Source organism: Pseudomonas sp. AB6, from assembly GCF_034314105.1.
Taxonomy (GTDB): domain Bacteria; phylum Pseudomonadota; class Gammaproteobacteria; order Pseudomonadales; family Pseudomonadaceae; genus Aquipseudomonas.
In genome coordinates this window covers 3,973,962-3,991,146 of record NZ_JAVIWJ010000001.1, presented here as the reverse complement: position 1 = coordinate 3,991,146, position 17,185 = coordinate 3,973,962, and the positions used below count along the sequence as shown (strand labels likewise).

Sequence of the window (17,185 nt, the reverse complement as noted above, 5' to 3'; positions counted from 1 at the left end):
CATGAGCGAAAATCAAACGTACGACTCCTCCAGCATTAAAGTGCTGAAAGGGCTAGATGCCGTACGCAAGCGTCCCGGTATGTATATCGGCGACACCGACGATGGCAGCGGTTTACACCACATGGTATTCGAGGTGGTCGATAATTCGATCGACGAAGCTTTGGCTGGTCATTGCGATGAAATAAGTATTGTTATCCACACGGATGAATCGATCACCGTGCGCGATAACGGTCGCGGAATTCCGGTAGACGTACACAAAGAAGAAGGCATTTCTGCAGCAGAGGTCATCATGACCGTGCTGCATGCCGGTGGTAAGTTCGATGACAACTCTTACAAGGTTTCTGGCGGCTTGCACGGAGTCGGCGTTTCAGTTGTAAACGCTTTGTCTGAATTGTTGCTGTTGACTGTGCGCCGTAGTGGCAAAGTTTGGGAACAGACCTATGTCCACGGTGTTCCACAGGAACCCATGCGCATCGTTGGCGAGAGCGATTCCACCGGTACTGAAATCCATTTCAAACCGTCGGACCTTACGTTCAAAAATATTCATTTCAGCTGGGACATTCTAGCTAAGCGTATTCGTGAACTGTCGTTCCTAAACTCTGGTGTAGGGATTGTTTTAAGGGACGAGCGCAGTGGTAAAGAAGAGCTGTTCAAATACGAAGGCGGTTTACGCGCATTCGTCGAATATCTGAATACCAACAAGACGCCGGTTAACCAGGTGTTTCACTTCAACATTCAGCGCGAAGACGGTATTGGCGTTGAAATCGCGTTGCAATGGAATGACAGCTTTAACGAGAACTTGTTGTGTTTCACCAACAACATTCCTCAGCGCGATGGTGGTACCCACCTGGTCGGTTTTCGCTCTGCATTGACGCGAAACCTGAACACTTACATCGAGCAAGAAGGTCTGGCTAAAAAGCATAAAGTTGCCACTACCGGCGATGATGCACGTGAAGGCCTGACGGCAATCATTTCGGTCAAAGTGCCAGATCCTAAATTCAGCTCGCAGACAAAAGACAAGCTGGTCTCATCGGAAGTTAAGACCGCGGTAGAACAAGAGATGGGTAAACACTTCTCTGACTTCCTGCTGGAAAATCCGACTGAAGCCAGAGCTGTTGTTGGCAAGATGATCGACGCTGCTCGAGCCCGTGAAGCCGCACGTAAAGCTCGCGAGATGACACGTCGTAAAGGTGCGTTGGACATTGCCGGTCTGCCCGGCAAACTTGCGGACTGCCAGGAAAAAGACCCTGCCCTTTCCGAACTGTATTTAGTGGAAGGTGACTCTGCTGGCGGGTCCGCCAAGCAGGGGCGTAACCGTAAAACCCAGGCCATTTTGCCGCTTAAAGGTAAAATCCTTAACGTCGAAAAAGCGCGCTTCGACAAAATGATCTCGTCCCAAGAAGTGGGCACGTTGATCACGGCGCTGGGCTGCGGTATTGGTCGTGACGAATACAACATCGCAAAACTGCGCTATCACAACATCATCATCATGACCGATGCTGACGTTGACGGTTCGCACATCCGAACACTGTTGTTGACCTTCTTTTTCCGGCAACTGCCTGAGTTGATTGAGCGTGGCTACATCTACATCGCTCAGCCACCGTTGTACAAAGTGAAAAAGGGTAAGCAAGAGCAGTACATCAAAGACGACGAAGCCATGGAAGAATACATGACCCAGTCGGCCCTTGAAGATGCCAGCTTGCACCTTAACGAGTCGGCACCGGGTATTTCGGGTGAGGCGCTGGAGCGTCTGGTTCACGAGTTCCGCATGGTCATGAAGACACTCAAGCGCCTGTCGCGCTTGTACCCTCAGGAACTGACCGAGCATTTCATTTACCTGCCGTCGATTTCACTTGAACAACTGTCGGATCACGATGGCATGCAGGCTTGGCTGGCTTTGTTTGATGCGCGCCTGCGCGTTGGCGAGAAGTCCGGTCTGGTCTACAAAGCGAGCTTGCGTGAAGACCGCGAACGTAATGTTTGGCTGCCAGAGGTCGAACTGATCTCACATGGCTTGTCCAACTACGTTACGTTCAACCGGGACTTCTTTGGCAGCAACGACTACAAAACCGTAACGACCCTCGGTGAAAAAATCAGCACTTTGCTGGAAGAAGGCGCTTACGTGCAACGCGGTGAACGCAAGAAGCTGGTGACTGAGTTCAAGGAAGCTCTTGCTTGGTTGATGGCGGAAAGCACCAAGCGTCACACTATCCAGCGCTACAAAGGTCTTGGCGAAATGAACCCGGACCAGCTGTGGGAAACCACCATGGACCCGGCTGTACGTCGCATGCTTAAGGTAACGATTGAAGATGCTGTTGGTGCTGACCAGATCTTCAACACCTTGATGGGTGACGCGGTGGAACCTCGCCGTGACTTCATTGAAAGCAATGCGTTGGCTGTGTCTAACCTGGATTTTTAAGAGGTTAGATTCGCTAAGCAAACCCCAGCCTTGGTGCTGGGGTTTTGCTATGTGGATTTATGTAAGCTTGAGCTGCTATAGAACATCGCTGAATCCCACTTGAACAAATAACTCTAAACACTGCCTCAACAGTCCCTAGCACCTTACACTGGGGAACATCCAACCTCCCTGGACGTATCGATGACTGTTGAGACCAATCCAAACCCGCTCCTTGAAACTGTCGAAAGCCAACGCCTATCGGGCGATGATTCTGACCGTTGGCGTGAGTGGGGGCCGTATCTCAGTGACCGTCAGTGGGGTACGGTGCGTGAGGATTACAGCGCTGATGGGGATGCCTGGCGTTACTTCCCACATGATCACGCCCGTAGCCGCGCGTATCGGTGGGGGGAGGATGGGCTCGCGGGCTTTTCTGACAAAGCGCAACGCTGGTGCCTGGGGCTTGCGCTGTGGAACGAGCGTGATCCGATTATAAAGGAGCGGCTGTTCGGTCTGAATAACTCAGAAGGCAATCACGGTGAGGACGTCAAAGAGCTGTATTTCCATGTCGATGGTGTCCCCAGCCACGCCTACATGCGCATGCTTTACAAATACCCGCACTCGGCATTTCCCTACGATGATTTGGTACAAGAAAACGGCCGGCGCGGCCTGAACGATTCGGAGTACGAAGTACTGGATACCGGCGTATTCGATGACAACAATTACTTCGACGTAACCATCGAATACGCCAAGAACACCCCCGACGATATATTCATGCGGATCACCGTGGAAAATCGCTCTGAAAAATCCGCACGCTTGCATGTCCTGCCGCATGTCTGGGCGCGTAATACCTGGAGTTGGGGTGATTCAGCCGAACGCCCTGCCTTGGTTCTGCAAGATCAGCAAGTCCTTGCGAGTTATCCCCAGCAGCCAAATAGAGTCGCTACCGCCTGGGGTCCGCAAACCTGTGAATGGCTGTTCTGTGAAAACGAAACCAACACTCCTCGGTTGAGCGGTGAATGGGCGAGCGGACCATTCAAGGATGGCATCAATGACTGTGTAGTAGACGGAAACGCCAAGGCTGTTCATCGCGATAAAGGAACGCGCGCCGCAGCGCATTTCGTACTCGAACTAAAAGGCCGGGAAACAGAGGTTATTTATCTGCGTTTTGCTCCCTACGATGCGGAGGCAGTAAATGGTAGAAAGCTTGTGGATCTGTGCCGTAAGCAAGCCGACGATTATTACGTAGCGCTGCAGCATAACCAGAAGGACGCTGACGCTCGTAACGTTCAACGCCAAGCATTGGCGGGATTGCTCTGGTCGAAGCAATTGTATTATTTCGACGTGAACCGTTGGCTGAACGGTGACTCAACACAACCGCCGCCACCGCCTGAACGTGCTGGAGTTCGTAACACTCATTGGCGACATCTTTCTAATTTCGACATTGTTTCCATGCCCGATAAATGGGAATACCCGTGGTACGCCTCTTGGGACCTAGCATTCCAGGCGGTAGCGTTTGCGTTGATTGATCCGGTATTTGCCAAGGACCAGCTGTTGCTGTTGGTGAAAGACCGTTTCATGCACCCTAACGGGCAATTGCCGGCCTACGAGTGGCGTTTCGATGACGCTAATCCACCCGTTCACGCCTGGGCGTCATGGCGGGTTTATCAGCAGGAAAAACAGCTGACGGGTGTCGGTGATCTGGATTTTCTCGAGCGAATATTCCACAAGTTGTTGTTGAATTTTTCCTGGTGGGTCAACCGCAAAGACAGCGAAGGCCGCAACGTGTTTCAAGGCGGCTTTCTGGGCCTGGACAATATTGCGCTGTTTGATCGATCTGCGGCCATGGCACCGGGTTACGAGTTGGATCAAGCTGACGGTACCGCATGGGTTGCGGCCTATGCTTTGGACATGATGCGAATTGCCCTGGAGTTGGCGAAACGCAACGCGGTGTATGTCGATATCTCGGTTAAGTTTTTTGAGCATTTTTTGTACATCGCAGGCGCGATCAATCGAGGTGACGACAGTTCGGGTGGTCTTTGGGATGAGCAGGATAAATTTTTCTACGACGTGCTGCACCGCCCCGATGGCAGTATTGAACCGGTAAGGCTTCGCTCGCTGGTTGGATTGATGCCATTGTTTGCAGTTCAAGTGCTGGAGCAACGCGAACATGAGGGCTTGCCGGGGTTGCGTGAGCGGATGCTCGGCTTCCTCCGGCATCGCCCAGACCTTGCCCGATTAATCTCCCGCTGGACTGAACCCGGTAAAGGCAATCGACTTTTACTGGCACTGTTACGTGGTCAGCGGACTAAAGACCTGCTGTCGCGGATGCTCGACGAAAATGAGTTCTTGTCTGAATTCGGCATTCGTTCGCTATCGAAGGCTTATGCGGACAAGCCGTTCGGCATGCAAATAAACGGCAATATGCTGTGCGCTAATTATCAGCCAGCGGAGTCAAACTCACGGCTGTACGGTGGGAACTCGAATTGGAGGGGGCCGGTCTGGATGCCAGTGAATTACATGCTGATCGAATCCCTGCGGGAATTTCATCGCTATTACGACGACAACTTTCTCGTTGAATATCCGACGGGCTCCGGATTTCTCTCATCACTGGACGAAGTCACTGACGGACTTAGCCAGCGCCTGTCTCGTCTGTTTCTGCTCGACGAGAATGGAAGACGCCCGAGCATGGCAGCGTATCCACAGCTGCAGGCGGATCCTGCAAGTCGAGATCTCGTGCTTTTTCACGAATACTTTAATGGTGAAACGGGGCGTGGGCTGGGTGCGTCTCATCAAACCGGTTGGAGTGCTTTGGTTGCGCTGTTGCTGCAAAAATAACCGGATAAAAAAACAAACAAAAATCGAGCCTATAAAAACTTATGCACGGTTTTAGTTCGTTAGTGAACGTAAAAAATAAGTAATTAAATCAAAGAATTAGCTCAGTGTTTCACCAGATTCACAAAATTGGTGCACAGGTTATCCACAAAATCAGACGACTGCATTTTCTCCGCTCACCAAGGGTGCGTTTACCGAACCCATTGCCCGTTGAGTTGATTCATTCCAAGCTTGAACGCGTTCGTTGAGCGCTGCAATGGCTCTAGGACCAGTTCCCTCGGCATACATCGGTTCGCCAATGACGACTTCAATGGTACCGGCCCTCTTGGCCCATCCTTCCTTCGGCCAATACTTACCGGCGTTGTGCGCAATGGGCAGCACGGGAAGATTTGCGTTTACCGCAAGTGCTGTTCCGCCGCGTGAAAACTTACCTACTTGGCCAAACGGAACGCGGGTTCCTTCCGGAAAGATCAGTACCCAGACGCCATCTTTTAGCAGCTCGTCCCCGCGCTTGGCGACGTGCTTAAGCGCCGCTTTAGGGTTGTCGCGGTTGATTGCGATGGGCCGTAACATGGCCATGGCCCATCCAAAAAACGGTACGTACAACAATTCACGCTTGAGTACCTGGCTTAGCGGTTCGAAATGCGCCGAGAGGAAAAAGGTTTCCCATGTGCTTTGGTGATTGGAAAGAATTACGCATGGCTGCTGCGGGACGTTTTCCTGACCCTTTACATCTACATGGATATTGAGAAACACCCTGGTGAGCCACAACGCGCAGCGGCACCAGTACACATTGATGAACCTATAGCGCATGCGGAAGGGTAAAAACGGGGCAATGAAGAAACTCAGCGTGCACCACAGCAGTGAACTGGTGCCCAGCAGCAGGTAAAAGAAGAAGGTTCTGATTGCCTGCATGATCGACATAAGTGCTTTTACCGTTGCGGGCATCGCCCGTCTATTTACGCTGTTGAATAAGGTCCGCGGCAACTGCCGCCAGATCGTCAAAAATCAATGTGCTGGCAGGCAAAGGAGTATTCATCGTCCTCAAACCTTTGCCGGTCTTCACTAACACGGGCTGACAGTCGACGGCTAATGCCGCGTCCAAGTCACCCCTGGTGTCGCCAACAAACCACACACCCGCCAGATTAGCCGAATAATGCCTGGCGATAGTGGTGAGCATGCCCGGTTTTGGCTTGCGGCAATCGCAGCCGTCGTCGGGGCCGTGTGGGCAATACACGATCAAACCCATTTCGCCGCCCTGCTCTGCCACTAATTCACGCAATCGCACGTGCATCGCATCAAGGGTGGCGATGTCGTAAAACCCGCGGGCTATTCCCGACTGGTTGGTGGCGACTGCCACCGTCCAGCCGGCTTTGCTCAATTGCGCGATAGCCTCCATCGAGCCGGGAATGGGCAGCCATTCTTCCACCGATTTGATGTAAGCGTCGGAGTCATAGTTGATCACCCCGTCCCGATCAAGAATCAGCAACTTCACGCCTGTCAGCCCCTTGCGTTAGCCCAGCAACGATATATCGGCGACGCCGAGGAACAAGCCGCGCAAGCGAGCCAGTAATGCATAACGGTTTGCGCGCACGCTGGCGTCTTCTGCATTGACCATTACCGCTTCGAAGAACGCATCAACCGGTTCGCGCAGTGCCGCCAGACGGCCCAAAGCTTCTGTGTACTGACGCGAAGCGGCCATCGGTTGAACAGCTTGGTCGGCTTGTTGAATCGCCGAATACAGCGAGAACTCATTGGCGTTATCGAAGTATTTAGGTTCGACCGCGCTGGAAATCCCGCCCTGCGCTTTGCTCAACAGGTTCGACACACGCTTGTTCACAGCGGCCAGGGCTGCGGCCTCAGGCAATTTGCGGAACGCTTGAACGGCTTGAACCCGCTGATCGAAATCCAGGGCTGACGCTGGTTTCAGTGCGCGTACTGACAGGTACACAGAAACATCAACGCCTTCATCTTCATAACGCGCACGCAGGCGGTCGAAGATGAATTCCAGCACTTGATCGGCTAAGCCAGCTGGTTTGATCTTGCTGCCAAACTGGCTAACGGCAAACGCCACGGTCTGCACCAGATCCAGGTCCAGTTTCTTGTCGATCAGAATCCGCAGCACGCCCAATGCAGCGCGGCGCAGCGCATACGGGTCTTTGCTACCGGTGGGCAGCATGCCAATACCGAAAATTCCGACCAGGGTGTCGAGCTTGTCGGCAATTGCCACTGCTGCACCGGTCAGGGTACTTGGCAGTTCAGCACCGGCGCCGCGCGGCATGTATTGCTCGTTCAAGGCCAGCGCAACGTCTTCAGGCTCGCCGTCTGCCGTGGCGTAGTAATAACCGGCAACGCCTTGCATCTCCGGGAATTCGCCGACCATCTCAGTCGCCAAATCACACTTCGACAGCAGACCTGCACGGCCGGCGCGCAGTGCGTCGCCGCCGATGCGCGAAGCAATGAAAGCTGAAAGCTTCGAAACACGTTCGGCTTTGTCGAACACGCTGCCCAACTGCGCCTGAAAAACGACGTTTTGCAGGCGTTGGTTGAAGGTTTCCAGCTTCTGTTTTTTGTCTTGCTTGAAGAAGAACTCAGCATCAGTGAGGCGCGGGCGAACCACTTTCTCATTACCCGACAAGATTTGCGCCGGGTCTTTGCTTTCGATGTTGGCCACGGTAATGAAACGCGGCAGCAACTTACCCTCGGCATCCAACAGGCAGAAATATTTCTGGTTGTCCTGCATGGTGATGATCAAGGCTTCTTGCGGCACTTCAAGGAAGCGCTCTTCGAACGAACACACCAGTGGCACCGGCCATTCGACAAGCCCGGTGACTTCGTCGAGTAGGCTTGGCGGCACGATGGCAGTGCCTTCGTGCTGGGTGGCCAGTTCAGCAACACGCTTGCTGATCAGCTCACGGCGCTCAGTAAAGTCAGCCAATACATAAGCAGCACGCAGGTCTTGCAAGTAATTGGCAGGCGAGGTGATACGCACGTTTTCCGGGTGATGGAAACGGTGACCACGGGAATCGCGACCGGCCTTTTGAGCGAGGATCGTGCAGTCGATCACGTGATCACCGAACAGCATCACCAGCCATTGGGTTGGGCGAACGAATTCTTCCTTGCGTGCACCCCAACGCATGCGTTTCGGAATTGGCAGGTCATTGAGCGAGTCTTCAACGATGGTAGGCAGCAAACTGATCGTGGGTTTGCCAACGATGTTCTGGCTGAAACGCAGTTTTGGCCCGCTCTGATCGATTTCGCTTAGCTCAACACCACACTTCTTGGCGAAGCCCAGTGCGGCTTGGGTTGGATTGCCGTCGGCGTCGAACGCGGCCTGACGTGGCGGCCCGTCCAGATTAACGCTGCGGTCTTCCTGCTGTGTCGCCAGTTGCGTGATCAACACGGCCAGACGACGCGGTGCAGCGTAAACATGTTTGGCGGTGAAACTCAGGCCGGCGGCTTGCAAGCCTTTTTCGATACCGGCCAGGAACGCGTCACCCAGAATGCTCAGGGCTTTTGGAGGCAGTTCTTCGGTGCCCAATTCAACCAGGAAATCTTGAGCACTCATTGTGCAGCCTCCAGCTTAGCCAGCACTTCGTCACGGATACCAGGCGGCGCCATCGGGAAGCCCAGTTTGGCGCGGGCCAGCAAATAAGCCTGGGCAACGGAACGAGCCAGCGTGCGGACGCGCAAAATGTATTGCTGACGTGCGGTGACCGAGATTGCCCGGCGCGCATCCAGCAAGTTGAACGTGTGCGATGCCTTGAGCACCATTTCATAGCTTGGCAATGGCAGCTCAAGCTCGATCAGGCGCGCGGCTTCGCTTTCATAGAAGTCGAACAGCTCAAACAGTTTTTCGACGTTGGCGTGTTCGAAGTTATAGGTCGACTGTTCAACTTCGTTCTGATGGAACACATCGCCATAGGTCACTTTGCCGAACGGGCCGTCGGTCCACACCAGGTCGTAGACTGAGTCGACGCCCTGCAGGTACATCGCCAGGCGCTCAAGGCCGTAAGTGATTTCACCGGTGACCGGGTAGCACTCAATGCCACCTGCTTGCTGGAAATAAGTGAACTGCGTGACTTCCATACCGTTGAGCCAGACTTCCCAGCCCAGACCCCAGGCACCCAGTGTGGGCGACTCCCAGTTGTCTTCGACGAAACGAATGTCATGCACCAAGGGATCGAGGCCGACGTGCTTCAGGGAGCCGAGGTACAGCTCCTGAAAGTTGTCCGGGTTCGGCTTCAATACCACCTGGAATTGATAGTAGTGCTGCAAGCGGTTCGGGTTTTCGCCATAACGACCGTCGGTAGGACGACGGCTGGGCTGAACATATGCAGCGTTCCAGGTTTCCGGGCCGATGGCGCGCAGAAACGTCGCTGTATGGAATGTGCCGGCGCCGACTTCCATATCGTAGGGCTGAAGTACCACGCAACCTTGCTCGGCCCAGTATTGTTGGAGGGCGAGGATCAAGTCTTGGAAGGTACGCACGGCTGGCGTAGGCTGGCTCACGAAATTCACCTGTACTGGGGCTGCGATTTAAAGAGCGGGAGTATACCCGATTCGGCTGCGGCTCGACCCTTGGAGGCTTATGCCACGCTGCTTTTGGTGCAACGAAGACCCGCTGTATATCGATTATCACGATCAAGAGTGGGGAGTGCCTTTGCGCGATGCGCAGAAGCTCTTCGAGTTGTTATTGCTCGAAGGGTTCCAAGCAGGGCTCTCATGGATCACGATTTTGAAGAAACGCGCTCGTTATCGTGAAGTCATGTTCGGCTTTGACGTGCACAAAATTGCGCAGATGAGCGACGAGTACCTGGAAACACTGATGCTTGAGCCGGGCATCATTCGCAATCGTCTGAAGCTCAACGCCGCGCGGCGCAACGCTCAAGCCTGGTTGGCGCAAGACGACCCAGTGACTTGGTTATGGTCTTTTGTTGGCGGCGAGCCAAAGACCAACCACTTTAAAGACCGCAGCGAAGTCCCGGCAATCACACCGCAAGCGGAGGTGATGAGCAAAGCAATGAAGAAAGCGGGTTTTACCTTCGTCGGGCCGACCATTTGTTACGCTTTCATGCAGTCCTCGGGCATGGTCATGGATCACACCCTGGACTGTGATCGATACGCCGTCCTCGGCCGCTGATGGTTACAATGGTGGCCTTGCGAATTCAGGAGTGATTTGTGGATAAGTTTAAAGGTGCCCTTCTAGTTGGGCTTTTACGGTTATTTGCGTTGCTGCCATGGCGAGTGGTGCAGTGGGTTGGCGCGGCTATTGGTTGGCTGATGTGGAAAACCCCCAATCGCTCACGTGAAATCGTGCGCATCAATCTTTCCAAATGCTTTCCGGAAATGGACTCGGTCGAGCGCGAGCAATTGGTTGGCCGCAGCCTGATGGACATCGGCAAGACGTTGACTGAAAGCGCCTGTGCCTGGATTTGGCCCGCTCAGAAGTCGATTGATCTGGTGCGCGAAGTCGAAGGGCTTGAAGTGTTGGAAGCGGCGTTGGCGTCGGGTAAGGGCGTGGTCGGCATCACTAGCCACTTGGGCAACTGGGAGGTGTTGAACCACTTCTACTGCAACCAGTGCAAACCCATCATTTTTTATCGTCCGCCCAAGCTCAAAGCTGTGGATGACTTGCTGCGCAAACAGCGCGTGCAGTTGGGCAACCGCGTGGCCGCGTCGACCAAGGAAGGGATTCTCAGCGTCATCAAAGAGGTGCGTAAAGGCGGTTCGGTGGGTATTCCGGCTGACCCCGAGCCGGCTGAGTCTGCGGGGATCTTTGTACCGTTCTTTGCTGTTCAGGCGTTAACCAGCAAGTTTGTGCCGAATATGTTGGCTGGCGGTAAAGCAGTCGGCGTGTTCCTCCACGCCATGCGCCTGCCCGATGGTTCCGGCTACAAAGTGGTTCTGGAAGCTGCACCGGAAGCGATGTACAGCACCGACACCGCCACGTCAGTGGCGGCCATGAGCAAAGTCGTCGAGAAGTACGTGCGGGCTTATCCGAGCCAGTACATGTGGACGATGAAGCGCTTCAGAAGGCGCCCGGCTGGGGAAGAGCGCTGGTATTGAAAGACAAGATAACCGCCGGGCCGTGGATCTACAGAAGGATTATTTAATTCGCTGCGATCTTGATCAACTTGGCGTAGTAAAACCCATCGTGACCGCCCTCTTGAGGCAGCAGCTGACGACCATGCGGCTGCTTCAAACCGGGTGGTTGTTGGCCGAGCTGCCCAGCGATATCCAATTCCCGTGCACCCGATGTACGAGCTAGAAACGCGTCGACCACCTCGGTGTTTTCCATTGGCAACGTTGAACAGGTGGCGTAGAGCAGGATGCCGCCGACGTCTAGGGTTGGCCACAACGCGTCGAGCAGTTCACCCTGCAGCTTGGCTAGAGCCGGGATGTCGTCGGCCTGACGGGCGAGCTTGATATCTGGGTGGCGGCGAATCACCCCCGTAGCGGAACACGGCGCATCGAGCAGGATACGTTGGAACAGTTTGCCGTCCCACCACTGCTGAGTCTCGCGGGCATCTGCGGCGATCAGTTCGGCGCTTAGGCCTAGACGCTCCAGGTTTTCCTTCACCCGTACCAGACGCTTGGCTTCCAGGTCCACTGCGACCACGCCGGCCAATTGCGGCTGGACTTCAAGCAGGTGACAGGTCTTGCCGCCTGGCGCGCAACAGGCATCAAGTACCCGCTGGCCTGGGGCTAACTCAAGTAGGTCCGCCGCCAGCTGCGCTGCTTCGTCCTGAACACTGATCCAGCCCTCAGCAAAGCCCGGCAAGTTACGCACATCGCATGGCTCGCTCAGCACAATGCCGTCCTGGCTGAACGTGCAGGCGTGAGCGTCTATGCCTGCGCTCTGTAATAGTTGCATGTACGCGTCACGGCTGTGGTGACGGCGATTGACCCGCAAGATCATCGGTGGATGAGCGTTGTTGGCCACGCAGATAGCTTCCCACTGTTCCGGCCAATACGCCTTCAAGGCTTTTTGCAACCAGCGGGGGTGTGCGGTGCGAACCACTGGGTCATGTTCCAGTTCGACAAACAGCGCTTCACTTTCCCGTTGCGCGCGGCGCAGCACGGCGTTGATCAGCGCTTTGGCCCATGGTTTTTTCAGTTTGTCGGCGCAACCCACGGTTTCACCAATGGCGGCGTGCGCCGGAATACGCGTGTAGAGCAATTGATAGAGCCCCACCAGCAACAGCGCTTCAACATCGGCATCAACGCTTTTGAACGGCTTTTGAAGCAGTTTCGCTGCCAGCACAGACAGCCTTGGTTGCCAACGCGCCGTGCCGAAGGCCAGATCCTGGGTTAACCCACGATCACGGGCTTCAACGTTATCCAGTTGTTTTGGCAGCGAGCTATTCAGTGAAGCTTTGCCGCTGAGGACTACGGCGAGTGCTTTTGCGGCGGCGAGACGCGGGTTCATTGTTTAGTCACCACAGCACCGAGGACGGTGCCTTCGGCGAATTTCTCACGACGGCTGTTGAACAGGTCGGCGAAATTTAACGCTTTGCCCCCAGGTAGCTGCAAACGCGTCAGGCGCAAAGCGTTTTGTCCACAGGCCACAATCAGCCCGTCTTTACTGGCCGATAGAATTTCACCTGGTGTGCCCTGCCCTTCGTGGAGGCTGGCGGACAGCACTTTCAGCGACTCACCGTTAAGCGTGCTGTGGCTGATCGGCCATGGATTAAAGGCACGAATCAGTCGTTCAAGCTCGATGGCCGGTCGGCTCCAGTCGATGCGCGCTTCGTCTTTATTTAGTTTGTGGGCGTAGGTTGCCAGTGCATCGTCTTGAACCTCGCCGAGCAACGTCCCATCTGTCAGACCGCTAATGGCCTGAAGCACTGCTAGAGGACCGAGTTTGGCAAGACGGTCATGTAGAGTGCCGCCAGTGTCTTCAGCCGTGATCGGCGTGATGACTTTTAGCAGCATCGGTCCGGTGTCCAAGCCTGCTTCCATACGCATCACCGTCACGCCGCTTTCGGCGTCACCGGCTTCGACTGCGCGCTGAATCGGCGCCGCGCCACGCCAACGTGGCAGCAGCGACGCATGGCTATTGATGCAACCCAAGCGTGGGATATCCAGCACCACTTGCGGCAGGATCAGGCCGTAAGCGACCACTACCAGCAAATCAGGTTTGAGTGAGGCCATTTCGGCCTGAGCCTCGGCGTTGCGCAGCGTCGGCGGTTGTAGAACGACGATGCCGTGTTGCTCCGCGAGCTGTTTGACCGGGCTCGGCATCAGTTTCTGACCACGGCCAGCCGGGCGATCAGGCTGGGTATAAACCGCGATTACCTGATGGGGGCTGTCGAGCAAAGCCTGGAGGTGCTCGGCGGCAAATTCCGGGGTGCCGGCGAAGACGATGCGCAGTGGCTCGGTCATGGTTTTCTCTTAAATAAATGCGGACCCTATAGGGTTAAGTTGGATCAAGCCTGCTTGTGCAGTTTTTCCAACTTCTTTTTGATTCGATCGCGCTTGAGATTTGACAGGTAATCGACAAATAATTTGCCGTTCAAGTGATCGCACTCATGCTGAACGCACACAGCCAGCAACCCTTCGGCAATCAGCTCGAAAGACTTGCCGTCTCGGTCTAAAGCCGTAACCTTTACCTTATTGGGGCGGTCAACGTTTTCATAAAAACCTGGCACCGACAAGCAGCCTTCTTGATATTGCTCCATCTCCTCAGTGAGGATCTGGAACTGCGGGTTAATGAAAACCCGCGGTTCGCTGCGGTCTTCGCTGAGGTCCATGACCACGATGCGTTTATGAACGTTAACTTGGGTGGCCGCCAGCCCAATGCCTGGCGCTTCGTACATGGTTTCAAACATGTCATCGACCAACTGGCGAATGCCGTCGTCGACCACGGCCACCGGCTTGGCGATGGTGCGCAGGCGCGAATCGGGAAATTCAAGGATGTTTAAAATAGCCATATACGTTAGAGCTGCACTTGTAGGGTAAAGTCGAAAGTCGGCGGCCAGGCTTCTGACCAAAGGTCGAAGCTGGCAATCTAGCGAAACCCAAGCCTCTGGGACTCTGACTGTTTCACAGGAAGCCATATGATAAAGGGATTCACCGTATGAGGAAATCACTACTCGCCCTGCTGCTCTTGGCCTGCGCTGGCCTTAGTCAGGCGCAAGTGCAGTTGCGGGACGGTCATCCAGAGAATTACACGGTCGTTAAAGGCGACACGCTTTGGGATATTTCGGGAAAATTTCTGAGTGAACCTTGGAAATGGAAGGAAATCTGGAAGCAAAACCCGCAGATTGCCAACCCCGATTTGATTTATCCCGGCGACAAGCTGACGTTGATCTACGTGGATGGGCAGCCGCGTCTGGTGGTTAACCGCGGTGAGTCACGTGGGACCATCAAGCTGTCGCCACGCGTCCGCACTACGCCGATGGCTGAAGCGATCCCGAGCATACCGCTGGGCGTTATTAACAGTTACTTACTGAGCAACCGTATTGTCGATGATACGTCAGCGTTCATAAACGCCCCTTACATCGTCGCCGGTAACGCAGAAAGTGTCCTCAGCGGTGTGGGCGACCGGGTTTATGCCCGGGGTAATTTCGACTCGAACCATTTGGTATATGGGATTTTCCGTCAAGGTAAGACCTACATCGATCCTGTGACCGGAGCTGTCCTAGGAATTAATGCCGATGACATTGGTAGCGCCGAAGTCGTCGCCCATGAAGGGGACGTCGCAACCCTGATACTGCGGCGCTCCACTCAAGAAGTACGGCTGGCGGATCGCTTGTTTACGAGTGAGGAGCGGCCGATCAATTCGACTTTTTTTCCCAGTTCGCCAGGCACTAAGATTGATGGCTTGATCGTCGATGTACCGCGGGGTGTAACGCAGATTGGTGTGTTTGACGTAGTAACTTTAAACAAAGGCAGACGTGATGGTTTGGTCGAAGGCAACGTGCTGGCGATCTATAAAACGGGTGAACAGGTGCGCGACGACGTGTCCGGCGAACGAATAAAAATCCCGGACGAACGCTCGGGGTTACTTATGATTTTTCGCACTTATGAAAAGCTCAGCTATGGTTTGATACTTCATGCCACGCGTTCCTTGGCGGTCATGGACAAGGTGCGAAACCCGTAGAGCTATGTTTCAGAATAAGAGCGTGTTTTTTCCACAGGGCATGAACTTATCAAATAGTTACTAACAGAGTTATCCACAGGGTGTCTGTGCCAAAGATGAAGCGCAATAGGATCAAGGAAGATCTATGCCATTGTTCGAAACCGCTCTTGTTCCACCCGCTGAACTCGAAGCGCGTCTGCGTATACATCGTCTACCGGAGGTCGGGCCGAAACGCTTTCATCGGCTGATAAGCGCATTTGGCTCGGCTTCGGCGGCGCTCAGTGCGCCGGCCAGCGCGTGGCGGGCTTTGAGAATTCCTAGCGCCTGTGCCGATGCTCGTCGCTGTCCGAACGTACGCGATGGCGCCGGTGTTGCAATGGCCTGGCTTGAGCGTCCCGGCCAGCATTTGTTGATGTGGGACGACCCTCACTACCCTGCGTTACTCGCTGAAATTCCCGACGCTCCGCCGCTGTTGTTCGTGGCCGGTGACGCCGGAATTCTCGAACGGCCCCAAATAGGTATGGTTGGCAGTCGGCGTGCTTCCAAGCCGGGACTGGACACCGCCACTGCGTTTGCCCGAAGTCTGGCTGGCGCGGGTTTTGTCATCACCAGCGGCCTCGCGCTGGGTATTGACGGCGCCGCCCACCAAGGTGCGCTGGACGTTGGCGGGCAGACGATTGGCGTGCTTGGCACAGGCATTGAAAATTTTTATCCACAGCGTCACCGGCAGCTTGCCGCCACCATGTGCGCGCAAGGTGGCGCTGTGATTTCCGAGTTTCCCCTAGACGCCGGGCCACAACCTAGCAACTTTCCCCGACGCAATCGAATCATCAGCGGCTTGTCGGTTGGGGTGTTGGTGGTCGAAGCCAGTGTGCGCAGCGGATCGCTGATAACTGCACGCTTGGCCGCCGAGCAAGGACGTGAGGTGTATGCCATTCCGGGGTCAATTCACCACCCAGGCGCACGCGGTTGTCATCAACTGATTCGTGACGGTGCGGTGCTAGTAGAAACCGTCGAGCACATCATTGAGGCCTTACGCGGCTGGCAAACCGTAGCCAGTGCTATTCCGACGTCCACGGTCGCTACAGCCGAACGAGTACGTCATCCCTTGCTCGACTTATTACATGCCGCGCCGCATACCAGCGAGGCGCTGGCGCTCTCAATCGGCTGGTCATTGCCCGAGGTATTGGCTGCATTGACCGAGCTAGAGCTTGAAGGGCATATAAGTGGTGAGGCCGGGAGATGGTTTGCTCGTGCGTGCTGAGGTTAAACTGCGCGCAGTTGTTACTCGGAGATGGCGCAAATGGTTAGCAGTTGGCGTGTGCAGCAAGCCGCACGAGAAATTCGAGCGGGCGCGGTGATTGCCTATCCAACCGAGGCGGTATGGGGCTTGGGCTGCGATCCGTGGAATGAAGACGCGGTATATCGGTTGTTAGCAATCAAGTCGCGTCCCGTGGATAAGGGCCTGATTTTGGTAGCCGATAACATTCGCCAATTCGATTTTCTGCTCGAAGATTTTCCGGAAACCTGGCTCGACCGCATGTCTGCGACTTGGCCTGGACCCACTACATGGCTGGTGCCGCATCAAGACCTGTTACCCGAATGGATCACGGGTCTTCATGACACAGTCGCGTTGCGCGTGAGTGATCATCCACAGGTACGTGAGTTGTGTGCGTTGGTCGGGCCGTTGATTTCGACATCCGCCAATCCGGCTGGGCGTCCGGCGGCCCGGACGCGCATTCGAGTGGAGCAGTATTTTCGAGGAGAGATTGATTTGGTGCTCGGCGGTCTGTTGGGCGGCCGTAAGCACCCGAGTCTGATTCGAGACCTGGTGACGGGCGAAACCGTTCGCCCGGGTTAGGTCGTAA

The 17,185-nt window shown here is 54.9% G+C and carries 14 protein-coding genes; 7 read left to right on the top strand and 7 right to left on the bottom strand.

What is annotated here, in order from left to right; genetic code table 11:
* Position 1: 1 nt before the first annotated feature.
* Together gyrB and RGW60_RS18815 are read left to right on the top strand one after the other, a co-directional pair.
* Positions 2 to 2,419: a DNA topoisomerase (ATP-hydrolyzing) subunit B gene (gyrB, locus tag RGW60_RS18820; RefSeq protein WP_322184485.1), complete on the top strand. Its 2,418-nt coding sequence runs from the start codon at positions 2 to 4 to the stop codon at positions 2,417 to 2,419.
* A 180-nt stretch (positions 2,420 to 2,599) separates the two neighbouring features.
* Positions 2,600 to 5,233 (top strand): MGH1-like glycoside hydrolase domain-containing protein, encoded by a 2,634-nt coding sequence (locus RGW60_RS18815; RefSeq protein ID WP_322205991.1) that lies wholly within the window; start codon positions 2,600 to 2,602, stop codon positions 5,231 to 5,233.
* A 150-nt stretch (positions 5,234 to 5,383) separates the two neighbouring features.
* On the opposite strand, the gene RGW60_RS18810 is transcribed toward RGW60_RS18815, so the two are convergent.
* Genes RGW60_RS18810 through glyQ form a run of 4 tightly spaced genes read right to left on the bottom strand, consistent with a single transcriptional unit; the run spans position 5,384 to position 9,742 of the window.
* Positions 5,384 to 6,154, bottom strand: coding sequence for a lysophospholipid acyltransferase family protein (locus tag RGW60_RS18810; protein ID WP_322206970.1), 771 nt, complete (start codon positions 6,152 to 6,154; stop codon positions 5,384 to 5,386).
* Positions 6,155 to 6,185: 31 nt separating this feature from the next.
* The gene (gmhB, locus tag RGW60_RS18805) at positions 6,186 to 6,725 is read right to left on the bottom strand and encodes a D-glycero-beta-D-manno-heptose 1,7-bisphosphate 7-phosphatase (RefSeq protein ID WP_322205990.1); all 540 of its coding nucleotides are present in this window, start codon (positions 6,723 to 6,725) and stop codon (positions 6,186 to 6,188) included.
* An 18-nt stretch (positions 6,726 to 6,743) separates the two neighbouring features.
* Positions 6,744 to 8,798, bottom strand: coding sequence for a glycine--tRNA ligase subunit beta (gene glyS / locus RGW60_RS18800; RefSeq protein ID WP_322205989.1), 2,055 nt, complete (start codon positions 8,796 to 8,798; stop codon positions 6,744 to 6,746).
* The gene (gene glyQ, locus RGW60_RS18795) at positions 8,795 to 9,742 is read right to left on the bottom strand and encodes a glycine--tRNA ligase subunit alpha (protein WP_299828526.1); all 948 of its coding nucleotides are present in this window, start codon (positions 9,740 to 9,742) and stop codon (positions 8,795 to 8,797) included. The genes glyS and glyQ overlap by 4 nt, the downstream gene beginning before the upstream one ends.
* Positions 9,743 to 9,821: 79 nt before the next feature.
* Between glyQ and RGW60_RS18790 the strand changes: the two genes are divergently transcribed.
* Together RGW60_RS18790 and RGW60_RS18785 are read left to right on the top strand one after the other, a co-directional pair.
* The gene (locus RGW60_RS18790; RefSeq protein ID WP_322205988.1) at positions 9,822 to 10,373 is read left to right on the top strand and encodes a DNA-3-methyladenine glycosylase I; all 552 of its coding nucleotides are present in this window, start codon (positions 9,822 to 9,824) and stop codon (positions 10,371 to 10,373) included.
* Between the two features lie 38 nt (positions 10,374 to 10,411).
* Positions 10,412 to 11,299, top strand: a complete 888-nt coding sequence (locus tag RGW60_RS18785; protein ID WP_322205987.1) for a lysophospholipid acyltransferase — start codon at positions 10,412 to 10,414, stop codon at positions 11,297 to 11,299.
* A gap of 43 nt (positions 11,300 to 11,342) precedes the next feature.
* Here RGW60_RS18785 and rsmB read toward each other — a convergent pair whose 3' ends face one another.
* From rsmB to def, 3 genes are read right to left on the bottom strand one after another with little or no spacing between them, the layout of a single operon-like run.
* Positions 11,343 to 12,662 (bottom strand): 16S rRNA (cytosine(967)-C(5))-methyltransferase RsmB, encoded by a 1,320-nt coding sequence (gene rsmB, locus RGW60_RS18780; RefSeq protein ID WP_322205986.1) that lies wholly within the window; start codon positions 12,660 to 12,662, stop codon positions 11,343 to 11,345.
* Positions 12,659 to 13,618 carry a methionyl-tRNA formyltransferase gene (fmt, locus tag RGW60_RS18775; RefSeq protein WP_322205985.1) on the bottom strand — a complete coding sequence of 320 codons (960 nt, stop codon included), beginning with the start codon at positions 13,616 to 13,618 and terminating at the stop codon, positions 12,659 to 12,661. Before fmt ends, rsmB begins: the two co-directional genes overlap by 4 nt.
* A 44-nt stretch (positions 13,619 to 13,662) precedes the next feature.
* On the bottom strand, positions 13,663 to 14,166 hold the full coding sequence (gene def / locus RGW60_RS18770; RefSeq protein ID WP_322205984.1) for a peptide deformylase: 504 nt from the start codon (positions 14,164 to 14,166) through the stop codon (positions 13,663 to 13,665).
* Between the two features lie 146 nt (positions 14,167 to 14,312).
* On the opposite strand from def, the gene RGW60_RS18765 reads away from it, so the two are divergent.
* The 3 genes from RGW60_RS18765 to RGW60_RS18755 all read left to right on the top strand — a co-directional run bounded on the left by RGW60_RS18765 (position 14,313) and on the right by RGW60_RS18755 (position 17,178).
* Entirely contained in the window at positions 14,313 to 15,338 is a 1,026-nt protein-coding gene (locus tag RGW60_RS18765) for a LysM peptidoglycan-binding domain-containing protein (protein ID WP_322205983.1), read from the top strand.
* Positions 15,339 to 15,462: 124 nt separating this feature from the next.
* Positions 15,463 to 16,581, top strand: coding sequence for a DNA-processing protein DprA (gene dprA / locus RGW60_RS18760; protein WP_322205982.1), 1,119 nt, complete (start codon positions 15,463 to 15,465; stop codon positions 16,579 to 16,581).
* 39 nt (positions 16,582 to 16,620) lie between these two features.
* A complete protein-coding gene (locus tag RGW60_RS18755) occupies positions 16,621 to 17,178 on the top strand; it encodes an L-threonylcarbamoyladenylate synthase (RefSeq protein WP_322205981.1) in 558 nt (185 codons plus the stop codon).
* Positions 17,179 to 17,185 lie beyond the last annotated feature (7 nt).